The organism is Pyxidicoccus sp. M6 (assembly GCF_055568925.1).
This window is the reverse complement of record NZ_CM145714.1, coordinates 3,989,234-4,011,644: the sequence shown is the minus strand read 5'-3', so window position 1 is coordinate 4,011,644 and position 22,411 is coordinate 3,989,234. Positions and strand designations below refer to the sequence as shown.

18 protein-coding genes are annotated in these 22,411 nt (G+C 70.0%); 12 read left to right on the top strand and 6 right to left on the bottom strand.

Features of this window, described 5'->3' with window-relative positions; translation table 11 throughout:
• Positions 1-15 precede the first annotated feature (15 nt).
• From ACVTJA_RS15955 to ACVTJA_RS15940, 4 genes are all read left to right on the top strand, one after another.
• Positions 16-534: a GNAT family N-acetyltransferase gene (locus ACVTJA_RS15955; protein WP_465837227.1), complete on the top strand. Its 519-nt coding sequence runs from the start codon at positions 16-18 to the stop codon at positions 532-534.
• A gap of 6 nt (positions 535-540) precedes the next feature.
• On the top strand, positions 541-1,560 hold the full coding sequence (locus tag ACVTJA_RS15950; protein ID WP_465837226.1) for an NAD(P)/FAD-dependent oxidoreductase: 1,020 nt from the start codon (positions 541-543) through the stop codon (positions 1,558-1,560).
• A gap of 56 nt (positions 1,561-1,616) precedes the next feature.
• Positions 1,617-1,724 carry an Imm8 family immunity protein gene (locus ACVTJA_RS15945; RefSeq protein WP_465840407.1) on the top strand — a complete coding sequence of 36 codons (108 nt, stop codon included), beginning with the start codon at positions 1,617-1,619 and terminating at the stop codon, positions 1,722-1,724.
• Positions 1,725-1,827: 103 nt separating this feature from the next.
• Complete coding sequence (locus ACVTJA_RS15940) at positions 1,828-2,241, top strand: thiol-disulfide oxidoreductase DCC family protein (protein ID WP_465837225.1); 414 nt, start codon at positions 1,828-1,830, stop codon at positions 2,239-2,241.
• A gap of 1 nt (position 2,242) precedes the next feature.
• On the opposite strand, the gene pbpC is transcribed toward ACVTJA_RS15940, so the two are convergent.
• Positions 2,243-4,615, bottom strand: a complete 2,373-nt coding sequence (pbpC, locus tag ACVTJA_RS15935) for a penicillin-binding protein 1C (protein ID WP_465837224.1) — start codon at positions 4,613-4,615, stop codon at positions 2,243-2,245.
• A gap of 12 nt (positions 4,616-4,627) precedes the next feature.
• Complete coding sequence (locus tag ACVTJA_RS15930) at positions 4,628-10,381, bottom strand: alpha-2-macroglobulin family protein (RefSeq protein ID WP_465837223.1); 5,754 nt, start codon at positions 10,379-10,381, stop codon at positions 4,628-4,630.
• 331 nt (positions 10,382-10,712) lie between these two features.
• On the opposite strand from ACVTJA_RS15930, the gene ACVTJA_RS15925 reads away from it, so the two are divergent.
• Entirely contained in the window at positions 10,713-11,435 is a 723-nt protein-coding gene (locus ACVTJA_RS15925; RefSeq protein WP_465837222.1) for an RNA methyltransferase, read from the top strand.
• Here ACVTJA_RS15925 and ACVTJA_RS15920 read toward each other — a convergent pair.
• The gene (locus ACVTJA_RS15920) at positions 11,432-11,698 is read right to left on the bottom strand and encodes a hypothetical protein (protein ID WP_465837221.1); all 267 of its coding nucleotides are present in this window, start codon (positions 11,696-11,698) and stop codon (positions 11,432-11,434) included. The genes ACVTJA_RS15925 and ACVTJA_RS15920 overlap by 4 nt on opposite strands.
• 113 nt (positions 11,699-11,811) lie before the next feature.
• Positions 11,812-12,804 carry a DUF1028 domain-containing protein gene (locus ACVTJA_RS15915; RefSeq protein WP_465837220.1) on the bottom strand — a complete coding sequence of 331 codons (993 nt, stop codon included), beginning with the start codon at positions 12,802-12,804 and terminating at the stop codon, positions 11,812-11,814.
• Positions 12,805-12,944: 140 nt separating this feature from the next.
• Between ACVTJA_RS15915 and ACVTJA_RS15910 the strand changes: the two genes are divergently transcribed.
• From ACVTJA_RS15910 to sthA, 4 genes are all read left to right on the top strand, one after another.
• Positions 12,945-13,160: a hypothetical protein gene (locus ACVTJA_RS15910; RefSeq protein ID WP_465837219.1), complete on the top strand. Its 216-nt coding sequence runs from the start codon at positions 12,945-12,947 to the stop codon at positions 13,158-13,160.
• 40 nt (positions 13,161-13,200) lie between these two features.
• A complete protein-coding gene (locus ACVTJA_RS15905) occupies positions 13,201-14,007 on the top strand; it encodes a pseudouridine synthase (protein ID WP_465837218.1) in 807 nt (268 codons plus the stop codon).
• Between the two features lie 97 nt (positions 14,008-14,104).
• The gene (locus ACVTJA_RS15900) at positions 14,105-14,287 is read left to right on the top strand and encodes a hypothetical protein (protein WP_465837217.1); all 183 of its coding nucleotides are present in this window, start codon (positions 14,105-14,107) and stop codon (positions 14,285-14,287) included.
• A gap of 38 nt (positions 14,288-14,325) precedes the next feature.
• Entirely contained in the window at positions 14,326-15,732 is a 1,407-nt protein-coding gene (sthA, locus tag ACVTJA_RS15895) for a Si-specific NAD(P)(+) transhydrogenase (protein ID WP_465837216.1), read from the top strand.
• A gap of 3 nt (positions 15,733-15,735) precedes the next feature.
• Here sthA and ACVTJA_RS15890 read toward each other — a convergent pair whose 3' ends face one another.
• Positions 15,736-16,080: a hypothetical protein gene (locus tag ACVTJA_RS15890; protein ID WP_465837215.1), complete on the bottom strand. Its 345-nt coding sequence runs from the start codon at positions 16,078-16,080 to the stop codon at positions 15,736-15,738.
• A 65-nt stretch (positions 16,081-16,145) separates the two neighbouring features.
• Positions 16,146-16,508, bottom strand: a complete 363-nt coding sequence (locus tag ACVTJA_RS15885) for a nuclear transport factor 2 family protein (RefSeq protein WP_465837214.1) — start codon at positions 16,506-16,508, stop codon at positions 16,146-16,148.
• 214 nt (positions 16,509-16,722) lie between these two features.
• On the opposite strand from ACVTJA_RS15885, the gene fusA reads away from it, so the two are divergent.
• The 3 genes from fusA (at position 16,723) to ACVTJA_RS15870 (ending at position 22,389) form a co-directional block, all read left to right on the top strand.
• The gene (gene fusA / locus ACVTJA_RS15880) at positions 16,723-18,837 is read left to right on the top strand and encodes an elongation factor G (protein ID WP_465837213.1); all 2,115 of its coding nucleotides are present in this window, start codon (positions 16,723-16,725) and stop codon (positions 18,835-18,837) included.
• Positions 18,838-18,921: 84 nt separating this feature from the next.
• Complete coding sequence (locus tag ACVTJA_RS15875; RefSeq protein WP_465837212.1) at positions 18,922-20,850, top strand: ABC-F family ATP-binding cassette domain-containing protein; 1,929 nt, start codon at positions 18,922-18,924, stop codon at positions 20,848-20,850.
• Positions 20,851-21,129: 279 nt separating this feature from the next.
• The gene (locus ACVTJA_RS15870) at positions 21,130-22,389 is read left to right on the top strand and encodes a fibrinogen-like YCDxxxxGGGW domain-containing protein (RefSeq protein ID WP_465837211.1); all 1,260 of its coding nucleotides are present in this window, start codon (positions 21,130-21,132) and stop codon (positions 22,387-22,389) included.
• The last annotated feature ends 22 nt before the right edge of the window (positions 22,390-22,411 follow it).

The window sequence follows — 22,411 nt, the reverse complement described above, 5'->3', positions numbered from 1 at the left end:
TACCCTGCCCGCTCCATGCTCGAAACCCAGCGGCTGAGACTCCACCGTGTCACCCCTGAGCACACCGACGGCTTCGCCGCGCTGTACGCGAAGCCGGAGGTGATGCGGCACCTGACGGGCCGGCCCCGGAGCCGCGAGGAGACGGTGGCCCACGTCGCGAAGATGATGGGCCACTGGGAGGCGCATGGCTTCGGGCTGTTCGCCGTCACGCTTCGGGAGGCTCCGGGCGTCATGGGGCGCGCGGGCCTGTGCTACCTGGAGGACACGGGCCTGGTGGAGATTGCCTACCTGTTCGACACGCCGTACTGGGGCCAGGGGCTCGCCACCGAGGTGGGACGTGAGTTGTTTCGGTGGGGCTTCGAGGAGCTGGGGCTGGAGCAGATCATCGGCGTGGCAAACCTGGAGAACGTCGCCTCGCAGGCGGTGCTGCGGAAGCTGGGCATGGAGCACGAGGGACGCGCGCACCACTACGGCAACGAGGTGGAGCGCTTCCGTCGCTCCGCCGGGCCGTGGCGCGCGGGTCGAAGCGGGTGACGTGCGATGCAGAGTCCCCTCGATGACCTGATTCCGAAGCGCACCGGCCCCGCGCCTTCTGTCGCGGTGATTGGCGCGGGCCTGTCCGGCGTGGTGGTGGGCCGGGTGTTGAGCGCGGCCGGGTTCCCCGTGGCGATGTTCGAGAAGAGCCGGGGACCGGGTGGGCGCATGTCCACTCGGAGGACGCCGGTGGGCGACACCTTCGACCATGGGGCGCAGTACTTCACGGCGAGGGACGCGCTCTTCCAGGAGCAGGTCCGCGCGTGGATGGACGCGGGCCTCGTCGCGGAGTGGCACGGTGTCATCGGCACGCTGGAGCACGGCCGGGTGACACGCTCCGAGCGCGAGCAGGTTCGCTACGTGGGCGTGCCCGCGATGGGCTCCGGGGTGCGCAGGGAGGCCGAGAGGCTGAACGTGCGCTACGAGGTCCGCGTGGAGCGGGTGGAGCGCGAAGGCTCGGCATGGCGGCTCACGACGGAGTCTGGTGAGAAGCTCGGGCCGTATGACGTCGTGGTGGTGGCCGTGCCCGCGCCGCAGGCAGTGCCGCTGCTGGCCGGTGCATCGGCGCTGGCGGCGCGCGCGACGACGGTGAACATGGAGCCGTGTCAGGCGGTGATGGCTCGCTTCGCGGAGCGCGTGCCGCTGGAGTTGGATGGAGCATTCGTCCATGGCTCGCCGCTGTCGTGGGTGGCACGGGACGCGAGCAAGCCCGGGCGCGCGGAGGGCGAGCGGTGGGTGCTGCATGGCTCGCCGGTGGCCAGCCGTGAGTACCTGGAGGCTGCTCCGGACGTCGTCGCGGCGCGGTGGGTGGAGGCCTTCGCGCAGGCGACGGGGCTGGACGTGCGGCCGGTGGAAGCGGTGGCCCACCGGTGGCGCCATGCCCTGCCCTCCCCCGCGCTGGAAGAGACGTCGCTGTTCGACGCGACGCTGGGAATCGGGGCCTGCGGGGACTGGTGCGGCGGGCCGCGCGTGGAGGGCGCATTCCTCAGCGGCGTGGCGTTGGCGCGGAGGCTGTCAGCCCTCTGACGTGACTCCCGTCCCGCCTTTGGACCCCAGTCCAGGGAGCGCACTGACATGAAGCTCTGTGGCGCTGGCTCAAACGGACCGTCGCGTCCTGCGAGGCGGAGACCTGGCCTGATTGCGTCGAGAAGCTTCAGCGCTACTTCGACTGGGAATACGAGGGCATGTAGTACTGGCCCGCTCGCAAGGCCCCCCGCTTGCAACGGGCGCCCGCGCCTTTGAGGCGCATGCGCCGGAGCTGAAAGCGCATTATCTGGAGGGAGAGGTCCACGTATGAGCGAGGCGAAGCAGGACACGGCGGTGGTGCTGTTCGACGGGGTCTGCAACCTCTGCAATGGGGCGGTGAACTTCATCATCGACCGGGACCCGTCGGCGCGCTTCCGCTTCGCGGCGCTCCAGTCCTCGCAGGCGGCGGCGCTGCTCGCCCCGCTGGGCCGCGTGCCCGAGGCCGAGCCCCAGAGCTTCATCCTCGTGGAGGACGGTCGCGTGTACGAGCGCTCCAGCGCCGCCCTGCGCGTGGCCCGGAAGCTGCCCGGCGCGTGGAAGCTGTTCTACGCGTTCATCGTCGTGCCCCGCCCCATCCGCGATGTCGTCTACCGCTTCATCGCGCGCAACCGCTACCGCTGGTTCGGCAAGGCCGAGGCGTGCCGCATGCCCACGCCGGAGCTCCGCGCGCGGTTCCTCTGAGTCACTGCCGCTGGCGCACCACCAGCGTGCGCTTCGCCGTCAGGCCCCGGTCATCCGTGACGAGGATTTCGTGCGCGCCCACCGAGGGCGTCCACCACACTCTCTCATCCGCGCGCGCCGTGCCCAGGAGCGCGCCGTCCACGAACCACGTCAGCGCGCGCTCGTGCGAGGCCTCTGCCTCCAACGGCACCTCCTGCTCCTCCGCGGGCACACCGGGAATCAACATCGCCACCTGACCGTCCGCCGGGGCCACAATCGTCGGCGCGGCGCGCGCGCCTCCGGGCTCGCAGCCGGGCGCGGCTGATGGAGGCTCGGGCAGCCTGCGGTGCTGCTCCTCCAGCCAGCGCCGAATCGTCGCGGGCCACGTGAGGAACACGCGCTCCTCCGTTGTCTTCCCTGCCCTGCACGTGGGGCCCACCGCGAGCCCCGTGGCCACGTCCACCTCCACCTTCTGGTGGTAGGGGCACTTCGCCGTGGGCACCGCCGAGCGCCGCGCCAGCACCGTCTTGCGCTGCGTGCACGCGTCCGTCGGCAGGTGGCCCGAGTACGCGCACACCTCCACGGGCATCAGGTCGTCCGGCGGCGCCACCTCCTCGTCGGGCACCGCCTTCCCGCGCGGGCCCACGCCCTCCAGGATGTCGAACAGCAGCGGCCCCGCCGCGTCCGCGCCCACCAGGTGCACGCTGGGCGAGTGGTCGAAGTTCCCCAGCCACACCACCGCCGTGTGCCTCGGCCCCGAACCCGCCGCCCATGCGTCCCGGTGGCCGAAGCTCGTCCCCGTCTTCCAGTGCACCCGGGGCGGCATGCCTGTCAGCCGCCGTCGCTCGGGAAAGTCCGGCCTGTCTCGCAGCGACAGTGCCTTGCGCGTCAGCCACGCTGCGCCCGGGGACACCACCTCCGCCGGCTCACCCACGGGCTGTTCGTCCTGCAGCAGCTTCAGCGTCGGCGCACGCCCGTTCCCCGCCAGGGCCACGTACACGCCCGCCAGCTCCAGTGGCGTCAGTTCAATGCCGCCCACCGCCGCGGAGAGGCCATAGTGCCCCGGCTCGGTCTCCAGGCTGTTGACGCCCGCCGCTCGCAGCGTGCCGAGGAAGCGCTCCACACCCACGCGCTCCAGCAGCCGCACGAAGGGCATGTTGAGCGACTGCGATAGCGCGTACTCCAGCCGCACGAGCCCCTGGAAGCGGCCGTCGAAGTTGCGCGGCGCATAGCCTCCGTACGTCGTGGGCACGTCCGCGACGAGCTGCTCCGGGCCGACGAGCCCCAGGTCGATGCCCATGGCGTACAGCAGCGGCTTGAGCGCCGAGCCTGGAGAGCGCGGCGTGGCGAAGCCGGCAATCTGCCCGCCGTGCTCCAAATCGAAGAAGTCGAAGTTGCCCACCAGCGCGAGCACCTCCGCGTGCTCCCGCTCCACCACCACCGCAGTGCCGTTGTGGATGCCGTGAGCGGCCAGGCCTCCCGCCGCGTCCCGCATCAACCGTTCCACCATCCGCTGCGTGCCCGCGTCGAGCGTGGTGCGCAGCCGCGCCAGCTCCGGGTGCTGCGTGCGGAGCCACCCCGCCACGTGCGGTGCCTCGCGCGGAAACGGCGTGAGGCCCACGGGGACCGGCGTGGCGTGGACCTCGGTCATCACCGCGTCCGGGGACACCGTGGCTCCCTCCGGGCCGCGAGGGAGCGCGTCTTCGTCCAGCAGCCGCCGGGCCACTCCGTCCCTGGCCGACTTCAGCCGTGCCGCGTTCTCCGGTGAGGGAAAGCGGCGATTCGGATTCTGCGGCACGGCCAGCAGCGTGGAGATTTCAGCCGGGCTCAGGTGCGCGGCCGTGTGGCCGAAGTACGCGAGCGATGCGGCCTCCACGCCCTCCACGTTGCGCCCGTAGGGAACGAACTGGAGGTACGCGGCGAGCACCTCCTGCTTCGTCAGCCGCGATTCCAACTGCACCGCGCGGAAGGACTCGATGAGCTTCGACGTGAAGGTGCGCGGCCGGGGCTCCAGCACGCGCACCAACTGCATGGTGAGCGTGGACGCGCCCGACACGCGGCGCCCCCGCGTCACGTTGCGCGCGGTGGCTCGCAGCACGGCGAGCGGGTCCACACCCGGGTGGACGAAGAAGCGCTTGTCCTCCAGCGCCAGCAGCGCGCGCAGGTACGCCGGGTCCACTCGCTCCGGAGTGGTGGGGATGCGCCACCGCTCGTCCGGTGCGAGGAAGACATGCGCCGGTGTGCCGTCGCGGTACTCCATCACCACCGACGCCGGGGCGGAGAGCCGCGACGGCAGCGGCACCCACCACGCGGCCCACACGCCCACGCCGCCGAGGATGAGCAACACCCCGGCGGCCAGCGCGAGCCTCCTGACGATACGGCGGATACGGCTCATGGAAGCACGGGCCTAGAGCAGGTTGTCCTTCCACGGGCCGGACACCTGCACCGTGCCGGCCGACTCGCGCGCCCAGAGGCGCGGGTCGTACATGGCTTCGACTTCCGCCGACGGCAGCGTGAAGGAACCCGCCGTCACCGCGCGCACCGCGTACACCACCTTCTTCGACTCGCCCGCCGCGAGGCTGCCGAACACCTCCATGCGGTCATCGCGGATGTTCACGTAGTCCGCCGCCCACAGCGAGTCGGCGTCAATCCACGAGGCGCTACCACCGCGGCCCAGCCGCGCGTTCTCGATTTCCCAGCCCGCCGGCAGCCGATCCACGAGGGCGATGTTCTGCACGCGCTCGGCCGTGGTGTTGCGCACCGTCAGCTCCACGTACACCAGGTCCGCCAGCGTCACCGGCGCCGAGCGCACGTTCAGCTCCGCGCCGTTCAGCGTGCGCCACGTGCGAGTCAGCGCGAGCCCCTGCCCGCCCGTCTTCACCTGCCCGTCCGTGCGCACGCCCTCGCTGCTGAGCACGAGGTACAGCTTCCCCGCCTCCTTCGTCTTCACGTCGAGCTGGAGCCCCTGCCGCTCGCTCGCGCGAGCCAGGGCCCACGTGCGGTCCGACGTGCGTGCGTCCTTGCCCTGCACCGGCGCCACGCCCTTGCCATCCGCCGTGAGCACCGGCGGCGTGAAGCTGGAGGCCGCGCCCTGCAACCGCTTGCCGAGGCCCGTGAGGCCCCACACCAGCTCCTGCGTCGTGTACCAACTGCTCGAGTGCGACTGGAGCGCCTCGGCCACCATCTGCGCGAGGGGCTCGCCCGCGGCGTCGTTGCCGAAGAGGTCCTGGAAGGTGCTCAGCATGAAGCCGCGCCGCCGCCGGTCCGAGTAGAAGGACCAGTTGTTCTTCCGCTCGTCGGTGACGGGCGACAGGTCCGGGTTGCGCAGCTCCTTCTCGTAGCGGCGGTCTCCCGCGAGCCACAGCCCGGCCTTGAGCATGTAGTCCTCCTCGCGCTCTTCGCCGGACAGCGGAGCCTTCTTCGCGCGCTCGGCCAGCACCTCCACCATCTTCTGCATGCGCGCCTTGCGCCCCTTGCCGCCCAGCGCGAGCACGTAGTGCATGTACGCCTCGGAGCTCTCGCTGTACGTGCCGTGCTGACGATTCGCTCGGCCCTCCTGGTTGTTCAGCGCGTTGCCCATCCACGTGAGGGCGTCATCCAGCCGGTCCTGCGGCACGGGGTACTTCAGCTTCTGCGCGTCCAGCAGCAGGTGCGTGGCGTAGGCGGTGCCCCACTCCACCGGCTCCGTCTGGCCCGGCCAGTACGCGAAGCCGCCCGACGGCGTCTGCATGGAGAGCACTCGGTTGATGCCCGCCAGCGCCATGTCGCTCACGTCCCTGCCCTGCGTCAGCGTCGGGTCCACGTCGTCCACCAGCTCCGACACGTACAGCAGCGGCCGCGTGGAGGACGTCGTCTGCTCGATGCACCCGTAGGGGTACTGCACCAGGTACGAGAGGTGCTGGAGCGACTGCGCATACGGATTCGTCGTCACCCACAGCGTGGAGCGCTCCGTCGTAGGCACCCAACCCTGGAGGTACTTCGAGACGTCCGTCACCCCCTGCGCCAGCTCGATGCGCTGCACGCGCCGCTCGCGGGGGCCGGCGGGAGACAGCGGCACGTCCAGCGACTCGCGCGACGTGTAGCCGCCGCCCTCCACCGTCACCGTCATCCGCGCCGCTCCCACCGCCTGCACCGCCTTCGCCTGGAAGACGAAGGTGGAGGACTTGCCATCCTCCAGACGGGCACGGCCCTCGCTCTTGCCGAGCAACTGGAGCGGCGAGGTCGCCGTCGTCATGACGAGCCCAGGCACCGGGAGGGACTCGGTGACCAGCGTCACCTTCACGTCCTGCGCCTTGCCGGACAGGTTGGTGACGAAGACGGGCACCTGGATTTCGTCGTTCTGCGTGAGGAAGCGCGGCAGCGTGGCCTGGAGGACCAGCGGATCTCTCACGAGCACCTGCGCGCTCGCGCGGCCGATGCGCTTCGCCCCCGCCGTCACCGCCATCACCCGCACCGCGCCCCGGTACTGCGGCAGCTTGAAGGGCACGCGCAGCTTGCCGTTGGCCGGGACCGCCACCACGCCGCTCCACAGCGCCACCGGCTTCACGGGCTGCACGCGGCCGGACGCATCGCCCTCGCCGTCACCACCGGTGGAGCGCGAGTTGCCACCCGGCGGAACCAGCAGCGTCCAGCCGATGGTCTCGTACGTGTCCACGCCGAGCGCGCGCTTGGTGAAGATCTGCTTCAGCGGGTCCGGGCTCTGGAAGCGCGTGAGGGAGAGGATGCCCTCGTCCACCACCGCCACCGTGGCGAAGGTGGGCCCCTCCACCGCGCCCAGGTCCAGCTCCACGTTCAGCGTGTCGTTGGAGCGGACCTCCTTGGGCACGTTCATCGTCACGGCCTGCGTGAAGTCCACCGGCTCCAGCGGCACGCTGGCCACGCCGAAGGCGCGGTCCGGCATGAAGGCCTCGCGGGACTCCAGGTGCGGGTCCTTCACCAGGAAGGCGCTCACGTAGACGTTGGGCGCGAAGCCCGAGGGCTTGAAGCTCCACGTCACCTCGCCAGGCTCCACCGCCTTCCACTCGGTGGCGAGCACGCGGTCCGTCTCCGCGGTGAAGAGCATCCGGCCCTTGTAGGGCGCCTTCACCTTCACGGCGATGGGCTGCCCCACGCGCGCCGTCGTCGGCAGCGCCACGTCCAGCGACGCGGGCTTGAGCGGGCGCGGCGTCTGGTCCACGCGCGAGCCCTCGCCCCACCAGTAGTAGCGGCCCTCACCCTCCAACTCGAGGTCCGTCTGCGTGGCGCCGGAGCGCACGCGCACGAGGTAGCCGGCGGCGTCCTCGCCCGGCGTCACCTGCAGGGTGAAGCGGCCATTCTGCACCTGCGCGGTGGCGCGGCCCTCGCGCATGGGGCGTAGGTAACGCTGGTAGCGCTCATAGCCCTCCGACTCGTCGTAGTAGTAGCCGTACTCCTCCTCCAGGCGCACGTACTCCACGTCCACCGTCTTCGGCGCCTTGCCTCCGGCGGTGAGGAGCTTCCCGTCCCAGTCCACCACCACGCCATTCACGGTGAAGGGCTTGCCGGCCTTCACCTTGCGCGTCGTGGCCTGGAGGCCCACGTAGTACGCCTCCGGGTGCACCGGCGTCGTCGCCTCGGCCACGCTGGAGCGGCCGCTGCCGGACTCGAAGACGCTGGCCAGCGCCGTCAGCTTCGCGGCGCCGCGGAGGCCTCCCGTGGCCGCCTGCGCAGGGCAGCGCAGCAGCGTCTGGCCCTTCTCGTCGAGCGTGCCCTTCACCTGCCCCAGCGTCACGGCGCGCAGCGGGCCGCCGTCCTGGCGCCACACGCCGTAGGCGTACTGCGCGTTCTCCTTTGGCTTGAACTCGGACGGCACCAGCCGGCACGCCACCTCCACCGGGCTGCCCTCCGCCGAGCCGCCGAAGAGGTACGCCGCCTCCACCGCCACCGGCACCTCCTCGCCCTGGACGTAGCCCTCCTTCTCCGTGCGCGCCGTCACCTTCATGCGCTCGGGGACGAACTCCTCCACGCTCAGGCCGTAGGTGGCCACGTCGCGGTCCGCCACCTTCAGCGTCACGCGGTAGCGGCCCGTGTCCTGGAAGGCCTCGAAGGGCAGGTCCAGCGACACGAGGCCCGCCTCGTTCGTCTTGAGGGGCACCTTCTTGAGCTCACGCTCGCGCGGGTCCACCACCACCAACTCCACCGGCATGCCCGCCGGAGGCGCCTTGTCGTCCTGCCCGCGCAGCACCGCGGCCACGTGCGCCGTGTCGCCGGGACGGTACACGCCGCGGTCCGACCAGATGGAGGCGCGGTAGGGCTTCTCCGAGCGGTACGGCTCGCCCTGCACGTCCGAGTTGGCAATCTCCGTCTTCAGCTCGCTGTACTTGAGGTACGTGAGCTCGTCGCCGTCGCGGGCGATGAGGGCGAAGGGCTCCGAGTCATCCACGCCGGGCGCGGGCACCTTGAGCTGGCAGCCGTCTGTCGCCACCGTGGTGCAGCGAGCCACCGTCTGGCCGCTCTTCTTCACCAGCGACACCTCGACGCCGGACAGCGGCTCGGTGTTCTCCATGCCGAGCGCCCACACCCAGACCTCGCCCTTGTCGCCGGAGCCGGGCGCGGGCCCGCCGCGCTTGGCCACGAGGCTCAGGTCCGTGAGGAGGATGCGCGAGGCGGCCTGCCAGTCCCCCTTGCGCGCGGAGATTTCCACCAGGCCGCGCGTGTTGGCGGGCACCATGCTGGCCACGTCGACGTACGTGGTGGCCAGCGTGTCCGGCTCCGACTTCAGGGGCAGCTTGCGCTTCGCAATCACGTTGGAGGTGCGCTCGTCCGCCGTCTCGGTGCGGTCGTCGCTCATCCAGAAGACGAGGTTCTCCGGCGGCACGACACGGACGGTGAGCTCCACCTCGTCCAGGTTGAGGTGCTGCAAGGGCAGGTTGCGCCACGCGCTGCGCGGCAGGTAGCGGCCGGACGTGGAGAAGGAGACCTGCGGCTGGCGCGCGGGGACGGAGACGGCGTTGACGTAGGGGGACAGCAGCACGCCGCCGCCCACGGACGGCGTGCCCGCGTCGATGCGCAGCGAGTACGGCCCGCGCTTGAAGTCACCGAAGATGCGGAAGCCGCGGCGGGTGGGCGCGAGCGAGAACTTCACCGGAGGCGTCAGGTGGATGGCGTCCACCGCCACGCTGTCTTCGAGCATGCAGCCCTTGTTGCGGTGGTCCCAGTAGTACTCGTCGTAGCCCTCGGACTCGCGCGGGCTGACGGGCGCGTTGGCGTCCACGTCGCGGCAGCTCACCTCCAGGTAGTGACCGCTGGAGCCCTCTCCCAGCGTGACGGCGGTGAAGTCCAGGCGCTTGCCGGCGCGCAGCTCGACGGTGCTCTCGGCGGCGGGCGCGGTGGCCTTCGCGTCACCCGCGGCGGCGAGCCCGGCCTTGAGGTCGAAGCGCAGCTTCGCGGCGGGCTTGAGACGCGGATGCCCGAGCTGCGCGTTGACGACATTGCGCATGTTGGGGACGGTGCGCCACTTCACGTCGGAGATGGGCTCTCCCTCCACCTGGAAGGTGCCGCGCGAGCGGAGGGCGTTGACGTCCACCGGACCGGAGAAGACGACGTCCACCTCCACGCGGCCCTTGAGCAGGTCCAACTGCTTGGGCGCGAGGCGGAGGAACTGGAAGGCCGGCGTGGTGAAACGGTGGGACCAGGCGCCCTCGGAGGGCGGCTTCACCACGCCGCTGCCCGTCTCCACGGACTCGAGGGTGACGGTGTACGTCGTGTCGAAGCCGAAGCCCGAGCCTCCCGACGGGGTGAAGAGGAGCGAAGACGGAGTGCGCCAGGAGAAGCCGCCGGGGACTCGCGGCGTCAGCGCGACGACGGTGCCCGGCTTCACCTCGTTGTCATTGGGCGCCACGGGACGGGGGAACTCGATGACGATGCCCTTGGGCAACGAGTCCCCGGTGGCCAGCTCGCGGATGACGGGCGTCAGCGACTCGGGCGAGGGCGGCGGCGTGGCCTCGGCCGTGGCGGTGCCCGCGTCCGTGCCCGCCTGCGTGGAAGCAGCAGGAGGGGCCTCCGCGGTGGGAGACGGCGCGGGAGTGCCGGGCTGTTGCTGCGCTTCCTGCTTGCAACCCGCGAGCATGGCGCCAACGAGCAGCGCGACGAGGGGCCAGCTCGTGCGAGGCGCTCTGTGCGAGACGACGGACCGCGAACCCATGGTTCCTCCGAAAAGGTGCCTTCGGTAGTTCATGCGGCGTGCCGGGGTTGCGCGCGCCGTGCAAGGGAGGAGTGTGGTCGGTCGCCCGCGGCCCGGACGCCTCCCCGATGCGTCACCGGGCCCGCAGGGTGTCTGGTGGACCACACTTCTTCCGTGGCCTCCGGGCGCCCGCGAAGACGTCGATGGCCGCAGCCTATAGGGGGCGATGGGGCCCAGGGTCAACGGGCGAGGCGCTCGGAGACATCCTCGTCGGAGCCATTCCCGAGGCTTGAGACATGGGACTGGAACTGCCGCAACGCCCGGCTCGAACCGGGTTTAAGGTTCGCGTCTCATGGTGCTGCCCGTTCGATTCGTCCTCATGCGCCCGCGCAACGCGGAGAACCTCGGTGCCGCCGCGCGAGCCCTGAAGAACTGCGGCCTGTCGGATTGGGTCTGGGTGACGCCGGAGGTGGAGGATTTGGGCCCGGCGCGCCGGCTCGCCGTGCACGCGGAGGACGTGCTGGATGCGGCGCGCCGCGCGGACACACTGGAGGAAGCGGTGGCTGACTGCGTGTGGGTGGTGGGGACCAGCTCGCGGAAGGTGGAGGGGAAGCGCAGATTGGCTCCGCGTACCGTCGGAGAGGAGTTGGTGGCGCGTGCTCCGCAGGGGCCGGTGGCGCTGGTGTTCGGGGATGAGCGCAGCGGGCTCACGAATGCGGAGGTGGAGCGCGTCCATGATTTGTCCGCCGTGCCCACCGCGCCCGAGCAACCCTCCATCAACCTCGCGCAGGCGGTGCTGCTCTACGCCTACGAGGTGCGTGTGGCGACGCTGGAGGCCAGTGCGCCGCCTCCGGGACCATTGCCCGCCGCGGCGACGGATGCGGAGCTGGCACAGGTGGAGTCCGCGCTGGACACGATGCTCGGCGCGGGAGGGTTCCTCGTGGACGAGCAGCCGGGACGCACGGCGCTGCGAGACTTGTTCGCGCCGCTGCGGCGCTCGCGGCTGACCCGGAAGGAAGCGCGGCTGTGGCTCGCCGCGCTGCATACGATGCGCAAGAAGCTGACGCAGGGTTAGACAGGACGCGGCGTCCGCGGCGTGCGTGGCCCCCGGCCCGTACCCGTGCCGGTCCCCGGCCTCGTCGGTGGTCCGCGCCTCTTGCGCGAGATGCTCACCGCGCTCCACGCGAAGGCGATGACCGCGAGCGCGAGCAACACCACCCAGAACCAGTACGTAGGGCTGCGGGAGACTTCCCGCTCGACGGGCCCCGGCATGGGCGCCTGGGCGAGCGCGACGATGGGGGCGAGCAACGTGAGCAACAGGGCCTGGGGCGTGCGCATGGTCATCCTCTCTCCGGGAACGTCTCCATCCCCGGAGATGTCCACAAGCGCACTACCCTTCCGTCCCATCCGGCGACGGAGGCAGGCATGGGCCGCCCGCCTCCCCGGCCGGCCTACTTCGCTGCCTTCTCGCCCTTCAGCCGGGCGATGAGCTTCGGGTCATCCGGGAGCAGCCCCGCCTTCGGCAGCCGGGTCAGCAGCTCGCGCCAGCGAGGGTCCGCCTTGTACGTGCGCTGCAACAGCGGCAGCGCCTCGTCCACGCGGCCCACGCTCACGAGCGAGATGGCATGCCAGAACACCATCTCCGCGTTGTCCGGCACCAGCTTCTCCGCGGAGGAGTACGCCTTCAGCGCGCCCTCGGTGTCCTTGCGTTCAATCGCGAGGTCGCCCTCGTTCATGAAGTTGTAGGCGCGCTGGAGCGTGACGAGCCGGCGCAGTTCCTTGAGGGGCTCGGCGGAGTCGTCCACGCGCAGGTCGAACTTCCGGTCCGCCCAGGGACGGCCGGAGGGCTTCGCGGACACGACGATGAGGGCCGCGGACTGCTTGCCACGGATGTCCCCGCCCTGCGCCTGCGCCGCCTCGAGCGCGGCCAGCATGCGCTCGGCCAGGTCTCCCTTCGACTCGCGGAAGGCCTTCGCCATGGCGGGCCACACCGTGTCCTTCTCCATCATGTTGGCCTGCACGGAGAAGCCCTCGCCGACGATGTGGCCGGCGGCGGCGATGCAGTTGTCGCCGGTGTGCGCGGCGACGCGGCCCTGCGCGTCAACCATCGCCACCTGCCGCACGTTGCTCGCGGTGTCGGCGGCGAGCAGCCCCTTGAGCGCATCCGGAGCGGCGCGGCCCGCGCGCAGGAGCTCCAGGCCCAGCTTGCCGTACGACGGGTCCACGAAGGACTGCGTGGCGATGGCGCCCACGCCCGCCTCGGCCCACGGCACCGTGGAGCCCACGGAGAACCAGTGGGACTGCACGGCGACGCCGAGCTCCCCTGTCGCCGGGTCCCTGGCGACGATGGAGTACGTGTGCACGGGACGGCGGGGAACGGCGGCCGGCTCCGCGGCCAGGGCGGGGAGCGCGAGCAGGACGAGGCAGACGGCAAGACGCGACATGAGACCTCCGCAGCGAGGGGCCTGGAGGGTGAGCGAGCAGGCGTCCGGCCGCAAGGCCCGAGGCGTCACGGTGCGGCGGCGGCCCTACCTTCCCGGCAATGGCCGGGGAATGGCCACGCACTTTCACGAGGGAGCACCGCATGGACCACATGCCCTACGAGTCGATGGAGGTTGGTGGCGAGGAACCCGGCCGCGGCAATCCGCGTCAGGCCCCTTCGGAGAACGAGCCGAAGCGCACGCCGAGGACGGCGGAGGGCGGCGGGCTCGACGAGGAGCGCCGCATGCCCCAGGGCGAGCCCGGGAAGACACCCGGCTCCGCCGAGGGCGAGGACTCCAGCCGGCCGCCGCGCAAGTAGCGCTGTCCCCGCCGGCCCGGGCAGGTACAGTGCCGCGCCCATGTCCCGCAAGCCCGACAAGCCGAAGCCGCCGTCTCAGAAGCGCTGGGAGGGCAAGGAGAAGCCGGACTGGCTGTCGCGCGCGCTCGCCCGTGCCGGCGTGTTTCCCCAAGGCGAGGCGGAGGCCGCCATCGCCGCCGGCCGCGTCAGCATCAACGGCCGAGTGGCAAAGATGTCACTCACTCCCGTGCCCGCGGGCTCGGTGGTGAAGGTGGACGGCCATGTGGTGCCGCTCGGCGCGCCGGCCACGCGCGTGCTCGCCTTCCACAAGCCCGCGGGCGTGTTGTCCTCCACCGCGCGCCAGCACCGCACCGGCACCGTGTTCGAGGTGCTGCTGCCCCAGCTCCCGCCCGAGCTGGCCGGCTACACGTGGCACGCGGTGGGCCGCCTCGACGTGGACTCCACGGGGCTGCTGCTCTTCACCAACGACGACAAGCTCGTCGCGCACGCGACGTCTCCGGACACGCGCCTGCCCAAGCGCTACGTGGCCACGGTGTTCAGCACCGCCACCGACGAGAAGGTGGAGCCCCTGCGCAAGGGCATGACGCTCGACGACGGCCCGGCGCGTCCCGCCAAGGTCGTGGTCCGCGACGAGCACACGGTGGAGGTCACCATCACCGAGGGCCGCAACCACCAGGTGAAGCGGATGCTCGGCGCGGTGGGCCTGCCCGTGCGCGCGCTGCACCGCGAGGCCGTGGGCGACATCGTGCTCGACATCCCCGAGGGCACCTTCCGCGTCCTCACCGACGACGAGGTCCGCGAGAAGCTGCGCTACGAGGGGCGTGGCGCGGCGGAGTCACCGGAATAGCCCGCGGTCCGGTCCGCGCTCGCAGTGCAAACCGCCACGTCCTTCCGGCCCGCCTGGCCCCGGCGAGGCGTTCCTCGTGGTGCGAGCCGGCCGCGACATGCCACAGCTGAACAGCGCGCTGGATGCCGTCGTCCAGGACGCGAAGGGCCGGGGCGCGCCGCTCACGCGGGTGGAGCTGCCGGAGTCCCACCACTCCTTCGATTTGGTGGACGACGTGGAGAGCTCGCGCCAGGCCATGCGGCAGACAGTGCAGTTCTTCGAGCAACACCTCGTCCCGTGACTTCAAAGCCCTCGCGGGCTCGTCTACCGTCGTGCCCCATGGCGGATTTCGACTTGGTGGTCATCGGATGCGGCCCCGCGGGTGAGTGGGGCGCGGTGCAGGCGGCGCTGGCGGGCAAGCGCGTGGTGGTGGTGGAGAAGGAGCCCGTGCTCGGCGGCACGGCGGCCAACACCGGCACCCTCCCCTCCAAGACGCTGCGCGAGACGGCGCTCCACCTCTCCGGACTCAAGGCCCGAGGCCTCTACAGCGTGGAGACCACGCTCCGCCACGAGGCCACCGTCTCCGACTTCCTCTACCGCGAGCGCCGCGTGAAGAGCATGGAGCGCGAGCGAATCCTCCAGAACCTGCAGCGCCACGGAGTGGAAGTCGTCCGGGGCACCGGCGCGCTCGCGGACCCGCACACCGTCCGAGTGCAGCGCCAGGACGGGACGGAGCGCCTGCTCACCGGCGACTACATCCTCATCGCCACCGGCTCGTCCCCGTTCCGCCCGCAGCCGTACCCCTTCGGCGACCCGCGCATCCACGACTCGGATGAAATCCTCGACATCGGCCGGCTACCGCGCTCGCTGGTGGTGGTGGGCGCGGGCGTCATCGGCTGCGAGTACGCGTGCATGTTCGCCGCGCTCGGCATCCCCGTGACGCTGATTGACGTGAAGCACGAGGTGCTGCCCTTCCTCGACGACGAAATCTCCACGCTGCTCGCCCAGCGCATGGAGGCCATCGGCATCCGCCTGTGCTTCGGCCAGACGGTGAGCGCGGTGGCGGTGCCCTCCAGCGCGGACGAGCCCATCCGCCTCACGCTCTCGTCTGGAGAGACCGTGGACACGGACCAGGTGCTGGTGGCCTCCGGCCGCACCGCCAACACCGCGGGCCTGGGACTGGAGGCGCTCGGCATCAAGATGAGCAAGCGCGGCCACGTGGAGGTGGGCCCGGACTTCCAGACGGCCATCCCGCACATCTACGCGGTGGGTGACGTCATCGGCTTCCCCGCGCTGGCCTCCACCTCCATGGACCAGGCGCGCATCGCCGTGGAGCACGCCTTCGATTTGACGGGCTCGCGCACCATGGCGCCGGTGCTGCCTTACGGCATCTACACCATCCCCGAGGTGTCCATGGCCGGCGAGACCGAGGAGGCCCTGCGCGAGAAGGGCGTGCCCTACGTCGCCGGGCGCGCCGCCTTCGCTCAGAACCCGCGCGGTCAAATCATCGGGGAGATGCACGGCCTGCTGAAGCTGCTCTTCCACCGCGAGAGCCTCAAGCTGCTGGGCGTGCACGTCATCGGCGAGCAGGCCTCGGAGCTGGTGCACGTGGGCCTCACCGCGCTGCTCATGGGCGCCAGCGCGCGCCTCTTCATCGAGACGTGCTTCAACTACCCCACGCTGTCCGAGTCCTACAAGGCGGCCACCTTCGACGCGCTGGACTACCTCCAGCGCGTGGGGGACTGACGCTCAGCGCGTGCCCTTGAGGCTGCCCACCGTGAGGCCCGTGGACGCGGGCGCCACGCGGTGCGCGCCGTCCGCCGAGACCCGCGCCACCATCGGCGCCCCCATGCGGCCGGACTCCGCGGATGCCGGCGCCGCGGCCACCGCCGGTCCGGCGGCCCCGCTGAGCAGCTCCCGGATGCGCTGCCAGCGGACCTTCTCCTCCGCCATCAGCCGCGTGAGCTCCTCGCGGGCCGCGGCGTCCTCGAGCCCCTCGGCCGCCGCCGCCACCTTGTCCATGAAGGGCAGCAGGTACCCGAAGTCCCTGTCGAAGGCGCCGGCAGGGGTGCTGGAGCTGGGGTTCTTCGCCACGGCCGTCCTCCTCGTCCTCGTCGTCACGGCACCCTAACCCAACGCCTCCCGCCCGTGCGGCTCTCTCAGCCGTGGTACACCCGCGAGGCGACAATCTTCCCCCCGCGCACCTCCAGCACCTCGGCCACCGGCATGGGCGCCTCGCCCGGCGCGTGGCGCAGGTACTCCATGAAGACGCGCTCACCGTCGGCCGTCAGGGCGGTCTCCTCGTAGCGCAGGCCGGGCAGCCGGGCGATGGCCTCCCTCCACCACTTCGCCAGCGCCGGCCGTCCAATCAGCCGGCCGCCCGTCTCCGGGTGCAGCACGCGAATCTTGGGGGAGGTGTGCGTACAGTCCTCGGCATAGAGCGCCACCAGGGCGTCCACGTCGTGGGCGTTGAAGGCGTGCAACCAGGCTTGGGCAATGGAGAAGTTTTCGGACGCGCTCATGGTTAGGAGACCTCGGAAAGCATCGCCCCAACCCGCTTCCAGCGGCGGCCGGGGCCTCACTCTTATAAAGGTGGGATAGCCGCCTGGTAGGCGGAGGTGGGTGTAGTCAAGCCCACCGTCATGCGGATTTGGCTGGAAACTACGTCCTGTGGGAAGTAAGGGCCCCGCCTGCTCTGTTCCCTCAGGCACTTTTCAAATCAAGAAGGACCGGATCGTGGCCGCCAACGCACCCATCGAGAAGATTCGTAACATCGGTATCTCCGCCCATATCGACTCGGGCAAGACGACGCTCTCCGAGCGCATCCTGTTCTATACGGGCAAGATCCACGAGATCCACGAGGTTCGCGGCAAGGACGGCGTGGGCGCGGTGATGGACTCGATGGACCTGGAGCGTGAGAAGGGCATCACCATCCAGTCCGCCGCCACGTACGCGATGTGGGGCGAGCACAACATCAACCTCATCGACACCCCGGGACACGTGGACTTCACCATCGAGGTGGAGCGCTCCCTGCGCGTTCTCGACGGCGCCATCCTGGTGCTCTGCTCGGTGTCCGGCGTTCAGTCCCAGTCCATCACCGTGGACCGGCAGATGAAGCGCTACCGCGTTCCGCGCATCGCGTTCGTCAACAAGATGGACCGCGCCGGCGCGAACTATGACCGCGTGGCCGCACAGCTGAAGGAGAAGCTGAACCACCACCCGGTGAAGCTGCAGCTGCCCATCGGCGCCGAGGACCGCTTCAAGGGCCTGGTCGACCTCATCCAGATGAAGGCGTTCTACTTCGACGGTGAGAACGGCGAGAACGTCCGCGAGGAGGAGATTCCCGCCGAGCTCGTGGACGAGGCCAAGAGCCGCCGTCAGCAGATGATCGAGCTCGTGGCCGAGGTCGATGACACGCTGGGCGAGCTGTTCCTGTCCGACGCCGCCATCTCCAACGATGCCATCGTCGCCGCCGTCCGCCGGGCCACCATTGCCCTGAAGATGACGCCGGTCATGTGCGGCTCCGCCTACAAGAACAAGGGCGTGCAGCTGCTCCTCAACGCCGTGTGCAGCTTCCTCCCGAACCCCAAGGAGGCGGTGAACGAGGCGCTGGACCAGAAGAACAACGAGGCGAAGGTCGTCCTCGAGTCCGACCCGAACAAGCCCTTCGTGGGCCTGGCGTTCAAGCTGGAAGACGGCCGCTACGGCCAGCTCACCTACATGCGCGTCTACCAGGGCCGCGTGGCGAAGGGTGACTTCATCGTCAACCAGGTGAACCAGAAGAAGGTCAAGGTTCCGCGCATCGTCCGCATGCACGCCAGCGAGATGCACGACATCGGCGACGCGACGGCCGGCGACATCGTGGCGCTGTTCGGCGTCGAGTGCGCCTCCGGCGACACGTTCACCGACGGCACCGTGAACTACACGATGACGTCCATGCACGTGCCGGACGCGGTGATTTCGCTCGCCGTGTCCCCCAAGGACCGTGGCGCGCTGGCCAACTTCTCCAAGGCGCTCAACCGCTTCACGAAGGAGGACCCGACCTTCCGCGTCCGCCGTGACGAGGAGTCCGGTCAGACCATCATCTCCGGCATGGGCGAGCTCCACCTGGAGATCTACATCGAGCGCATGAAGCGCGAGTACAACTGCGAGGTCCAGGCCGGTAAGCCGCAGGTGGCGTACCGCGAGACCATCAGCCAGAAGGGCGAGTTCGCCTACACGCACAAGAAGCAGACCGGTGGTTCCGGCCAGTTCGCGCGCGTGTGCGGCTACCTCGAGCCGCTGCCCTCGGACGCGGTGCAGCAGTACGAGTTCGTGGATGACATCGTCGGCGGCTCCATCCCCCGCGAGTTCATCCCGGCCTGCGACAAGGGCTTCCAGGAGGCCGTGAAGAAGGGCAGCCTCATCGGCTTCCCCGTGGTGGGTGTGCGCGTGGTCATCAACGACGGCGCCTTCCACGCGGTGGACTCGTCCGAAATGGCGTTCAAGACGGCCGCCATCATGGGCTTCCGCGAGGGCTACGCCGCCGCCAAGCCCATCATCCTCGAGCCGATGATGAAGGTGGAGGTCCAGGCTCCCGAGGACTTCCAGGGCTCCGTCGTGGGTCAGCTGAACCAGCGCCGTGGCACCATCCTCTCCACGGAGACGGCCGAGGGCTACGTGACGGCGGTGGCCGAGGTGCCGCTGAACACGATGTTCGGCTACTCCACGGACCTGCGCTCCGCCACCCAGGGCAAGGGCGAGTTCACGATGGAGTTCTCCAAGTACTCGCCGGTGCCGCGCAACGAGTCCGAGGCCCTGATGGCCGCGTACAAGGAGAAGCTGGCCCAGGAGCAGGCGGCCCGCAAGTAGTCCACACCTCCGCCGCACTCTGGCGGTAAGGAAGGCGCTCCTCTTCAGTGAGGGGCGCCTTTCGCCTTTTCAGGAGTCCGCACCGTGACGCTGCTTCGAGCCGCCAACGTCCAGCTCAGCTTCGGAAGCCGCACCGTCTTCCAGGGCCTCACCTTCACGATTGAAGAGGGCGAGCGCGTGGGCCTGGTGGGCGTGAATGGCTCCGGCAAGTCGTCGCTGATGAAGATTCTCGCCGGCGCGGCGAGGGCGGACACGGGCGAGCTGCAGCTGCGCCGCGGCGCCCGCGTCACCTACCTGCCCCAGGAGCCGGAGTTCCCCGAGGGCGCCACCGTGGCGTCCGAGCTGTCCGTGTCGCAAGGCCCGCTGAAGGAGGCCCTGGCCGCGCACGCCGAGCTGACGAAGCGGCTGGAGTCCGCGCCCGCCGAGGGCCACCAGAAGCTCCTGGAGCAGATGGCCGCGCTCAGCGACCGGATTGAGCAGATGGGCGGCTGGGACACCGAGCACCACGCGAAGACGCTGCTGGACAGGCTGGGCGTGAAGGACTGGGACCGGCCGGTGGCGCAGCTGTCCGGCGGCCTGCGCAAGCGCGTGGCCATTGCGCGCGCGCTGCTGACGCGGCCGGATTTGCTGCTGCTGGACGAGCCCACCAACCACCTGGACGCGGACACGGTGGACTGGCTGGAGGAGGAGCTGGACAAGCTGCCCGGCGCGCTGCTGCTCGTCACGCACGACCGCTACTTCCTGGACGGGCTGGTGGACCGCATCGTCGAAATCCAGCCCGGCGAGGGCGTGACGTCCTACCCCGGCAACTACCAGGCCTACCTGGAGCAGAAGCTGGTGGCGCAGGAGAACGCCGAGCTCGCGCAGCACAAGCGCGAGCGGTGGATAGCGCAGGAAGTGGCGTGGCTGCGCCGCGGCCCCGAGGCGCGCCGCACCAAGAGCAAGGCACGAATCGAGCGGGCGCAGAAGCTGATGGCGGAGAAGGGCTTCCAGCGGCCCAAGGTGGCGGACCTGCGCGTGGCGGCGGCGCCCCGGCTGGGGCACACCGTCATCGAGGCGGAGGGGCTGCAGAAGTCCTTCGGCGAGCGGAAGGTGCTGAGCAACGTGGACTTCCGGCTCCAGCGCGGCGAGCGCGTGGGCCTCGTGGGCCCCAACGGCGTGGGCAAGACGACGTTCCTGCGCGTGCTGCTCGGTGAGACGCCTCCGGATGGCGGCAAGCTCGTCATCGGGAAGAACACGAAGGTCGCGTACTACGACCAGCAGCGCGCGCAGCTGGATTTGGAGTCCACGGTGTACGACTCGGCCTCGCAGGGCGAGGACTGGGTCATCCTGGGCGACCAGAAGGTGGCGCTGCGCGACTACCTGGACGATTTGCTGTTCCCGGTGCCCATGCAGCGCATGAAGGTGAAGGCGCTGTCCGGCGGCGAGCGCAACCGGCTGCTCCTGGCGCGCCTGTTCCTGGAGGGCGCCAACGTGCTGGTGCTCGACGAGCCGACGAACGACCTCGACATCGTCACGCTCAACATCCTGGAGCGGCTGCTGCTGGACTTCGGCGGCAGCACGCTGCTGGTGACGCACGACCGGTACTTCCTGGACAAGGTGGCCACCAGCATCCTCACCTTCGAGGGCGAGGGCCGCGTCACCCGGTACGAGGGCAACTACGCCATGTACCGGCGGCTCAAGGAGCAGGCGGACGCGCAGGCCGCCGCCGCGAAGCCCGCGCTCAAGAAAGAGGAGCCGCCCCCGCCCCCGCCCGCGTCCAAGGCGGCGCGCAAGCCGGGGAAGCTCTCGTACAAGGAGCAGCGCGAGCTGGACGGCATGGAGGCCGCGATTGAGGCCGCCGAGACGAAGAAGGCGGCGCTGGAGGCGCAGCTCGCCGACCCGGCCGTGTACAGCAACGGCCCCAAGGTGGCCGAGGTGAACAAGGAGCTGGAGGCCACCGCCGCCGAGGTGGACCGGCTCTACGCGCGCTGGCAGGAGCTGCAGGACCTGGCCGCCGGCGGCGCGGCGTAGCCACGCCCGGCGGTTCCTGGTTGTAGATGCAACCTGAGTACGTCTCGACACCAGCGCTAGTTGAGCAACTGGAATTGCGCAGTTTGCCGGATTCCCATCCAATCTGGCTGCTCCTGACCGGAGCATTCGTTCCCCCACGGAGACTGCCCAATGACTTCATTGCCGTGTCCAACCCTGCCCAGGGTCCTGGCCTCTCTCTTCCTGCTCATGGCGGCGGGCTGTGAAAAGGACGCGGGAGCCCCCACCGAAACGAAGCCCCTTCGCAGCAGCCGCGGAGCCGTGAGCTCGGACACGCCCGAGACGCTTCCGGAGGCGTTCCTTCAGGACCTCGCCAATGAGCTTCCGGAGAACCAGTCCGTCCCCATCCATCACCCGGCCTTCGTGGCCTCCACCTTCGACCCCAATGTCCTGGTGACCGCGACGTCCGATGTCTGGGTCACCTTCATCTCCGAGGGCGCCACCTTCCTGAACAGCCTGGGCTACTTCACCTACCCGGATGGCAGTCCGCCGAGCAGCGCCTCCGCCATCGAGAAGCACGTCATCTTCGAGAATGCCTCGGCGTGGGGCTCGGGTGGTGGCCTCCACACGGGGGACCGCATGTACCTGGGCCAGTTCCCCGCGGGGACGCGCATCGGGTTCTTCCTCGTGTCCAATGGATGGAATTGGACCGAGGTCGACTTCAGCCGGACCACCTACTACTCCCTGGACGCGCTCAATCCCGAGCTGACCGAGTCCAAGCGCAGACACATCATCTCCGTGTTCCACCTGGGCGAGCAGCGTCGCGTGCTGGCGTTCGAGGACTCCGACCGCATGCACGAGCAGGTGGACGACGACTTCAATGACATCGTCTTCACCCTGAGCAGCACCCCGTCGACGGGAACGGACCCGAGCGGGCCTTCCATTCCCACGAAGCCCTGCCCCGAGGCGCCCTCCGCGACACCCCAGTCCTGCCGCCAGTTGCAGCAGTTCTGTCCCTCGCTGGGCAGCGGCGTCTACTCCCTGAACCCGTGCGGCACCGGAGCGGGCCAGTACTACTGCGACATGACGTCTGAAGGCGGCGGCTGGACGGTGGCGGGCTGGCAGCCCGCCTCGGCCAAGACAAACCTCGGCCTCGCCAATCGCGGCACCATGGGGAGCGACAACTGGTCCAAGAGCCTCGCCTGCGTGCAGTTCAGCCAGATTCGCGTCTTCAACCGGACGTATGACGAAGGCTTCAGCGCAACCTACCCTGCCTCGACCTGGAACTACGCCAGCACCAACATGGTGATTGGCACGGCCGGCACGGCCTTCAAGCAAGGCACGTACGGACCAGCCAGCTCGCAAATCATGATGGGCTGTGTCAACTACAGCTACAACAACACAACCTCGGTGGGCTCAGCGTGCGACAGCGACTGGCAGCCCACGGCCCGCGGACACCTCGCGGACTATGCGGGTGAGTACTGCGCCGGCGGGCGGCTCGACTTTACGTGGGCCTGGAGCAACGGTACTACGTGCCGGTATCGGGGTACCCCGTACACCTGGGGCTTCGCCATCCGCTGAGCACGGTCAGCGCCCTCCCCCG

Bases quoted from the DNA above. Each gene is read 5' to 3' on its own strand.
- ACVTJA_RS15900 (WP_465837217.1), top strand. From the start codon at position 14,105: ATGCCACAGCTGAACAGCGCGCTGGATGCCGTCGTCCAGGACGCGAAG.
- ACVTJA_RS15955 (WP_465837227.1), top strand. From the start codon at position 16: ATGCTCGAAACCCAGCGGCTGAGACTCCACCGTGTCACCCCTGAGCAC.
- pbpC (WP_465837224.1), bottom strand. From the start codon at position 4,615: ATGAGCCGTATCCGCCGTATCGTCAGGAGGCTCGCGCTGGCCGCCGGG.
- ACVTJA_RS15940 (WP_465837225.1), top strand. From the start codon at position 1,828: ATGAGCGAGGCGAAGCAGGACACGGCGGTGGTGCTGTTCGACGGGGTC.
- ACVTJA_RS15950 (WP_465837226.1), top strand. From the start codon at position 541: ATGCAGAGTCCCCTCGATGACCTGATTCCGAAGCGCACCGGCCCCGCG.
- ACVTJA_RS15905 (WP_465837218.1), top strand. From the start codon at position 13,201: ATGTCCCGCAAGCCCGACAAGCCGAAGCCGCCGTCTCAGAAGCGCTGG.
- ACVTJA_RS15920 (WP_465837221.1), bottom strand. From the start codon at position 11,698: ATGCGCACGCCCCAGGCCCTGTTGCTCACGTTGCTCGCCCCCATCGTC.
- ACVTJA_RS15885 (WP_465837214.1), bottom strand. From the start codon at position 16,508: ATGAGCGCGTCCGAAAACTTCTCCATTGCCCAAGCCTGGTTGCACGCC.
- ACVTJA_RS15915 (WP_465837220.1), bottom strand. From the start codon at position 12,804: ATGTCGCGTCTTGCCGTCTGCCTCGTCCTGCTCGCGCTCCCCGCCCTG.
- ACVTJA_RS15930 (WP_465837223.1), bottom strand. From the start codon at position 10,381: ATGGGTTCGCGGTCCGTCGTCTCGCACAGAGCGCCTCGCACGAGCTGG.
- ACVTJA_RS15910 (WP_465837219.1), top strand. From the start codon at position 12,945: ATGGACCACATGCCCTACGAGTCGATGGAGGTTGGTGGCGAGGAACCC.
- ACVTJA_RS15925 (WP_465837222.1), top strand. From the start codon at position 10,713: ATGGTGCTGCCCGTTCGATTCGTCCTCATGCGCCCGCGCAACGCGGAG.
- sthA (WP_465837216.1), top strand. From the start codon at position 14,326: ATGGCGGATTTCGACTTGGTGGTCATCGGATGCGGCCCCGCGGGTGAG.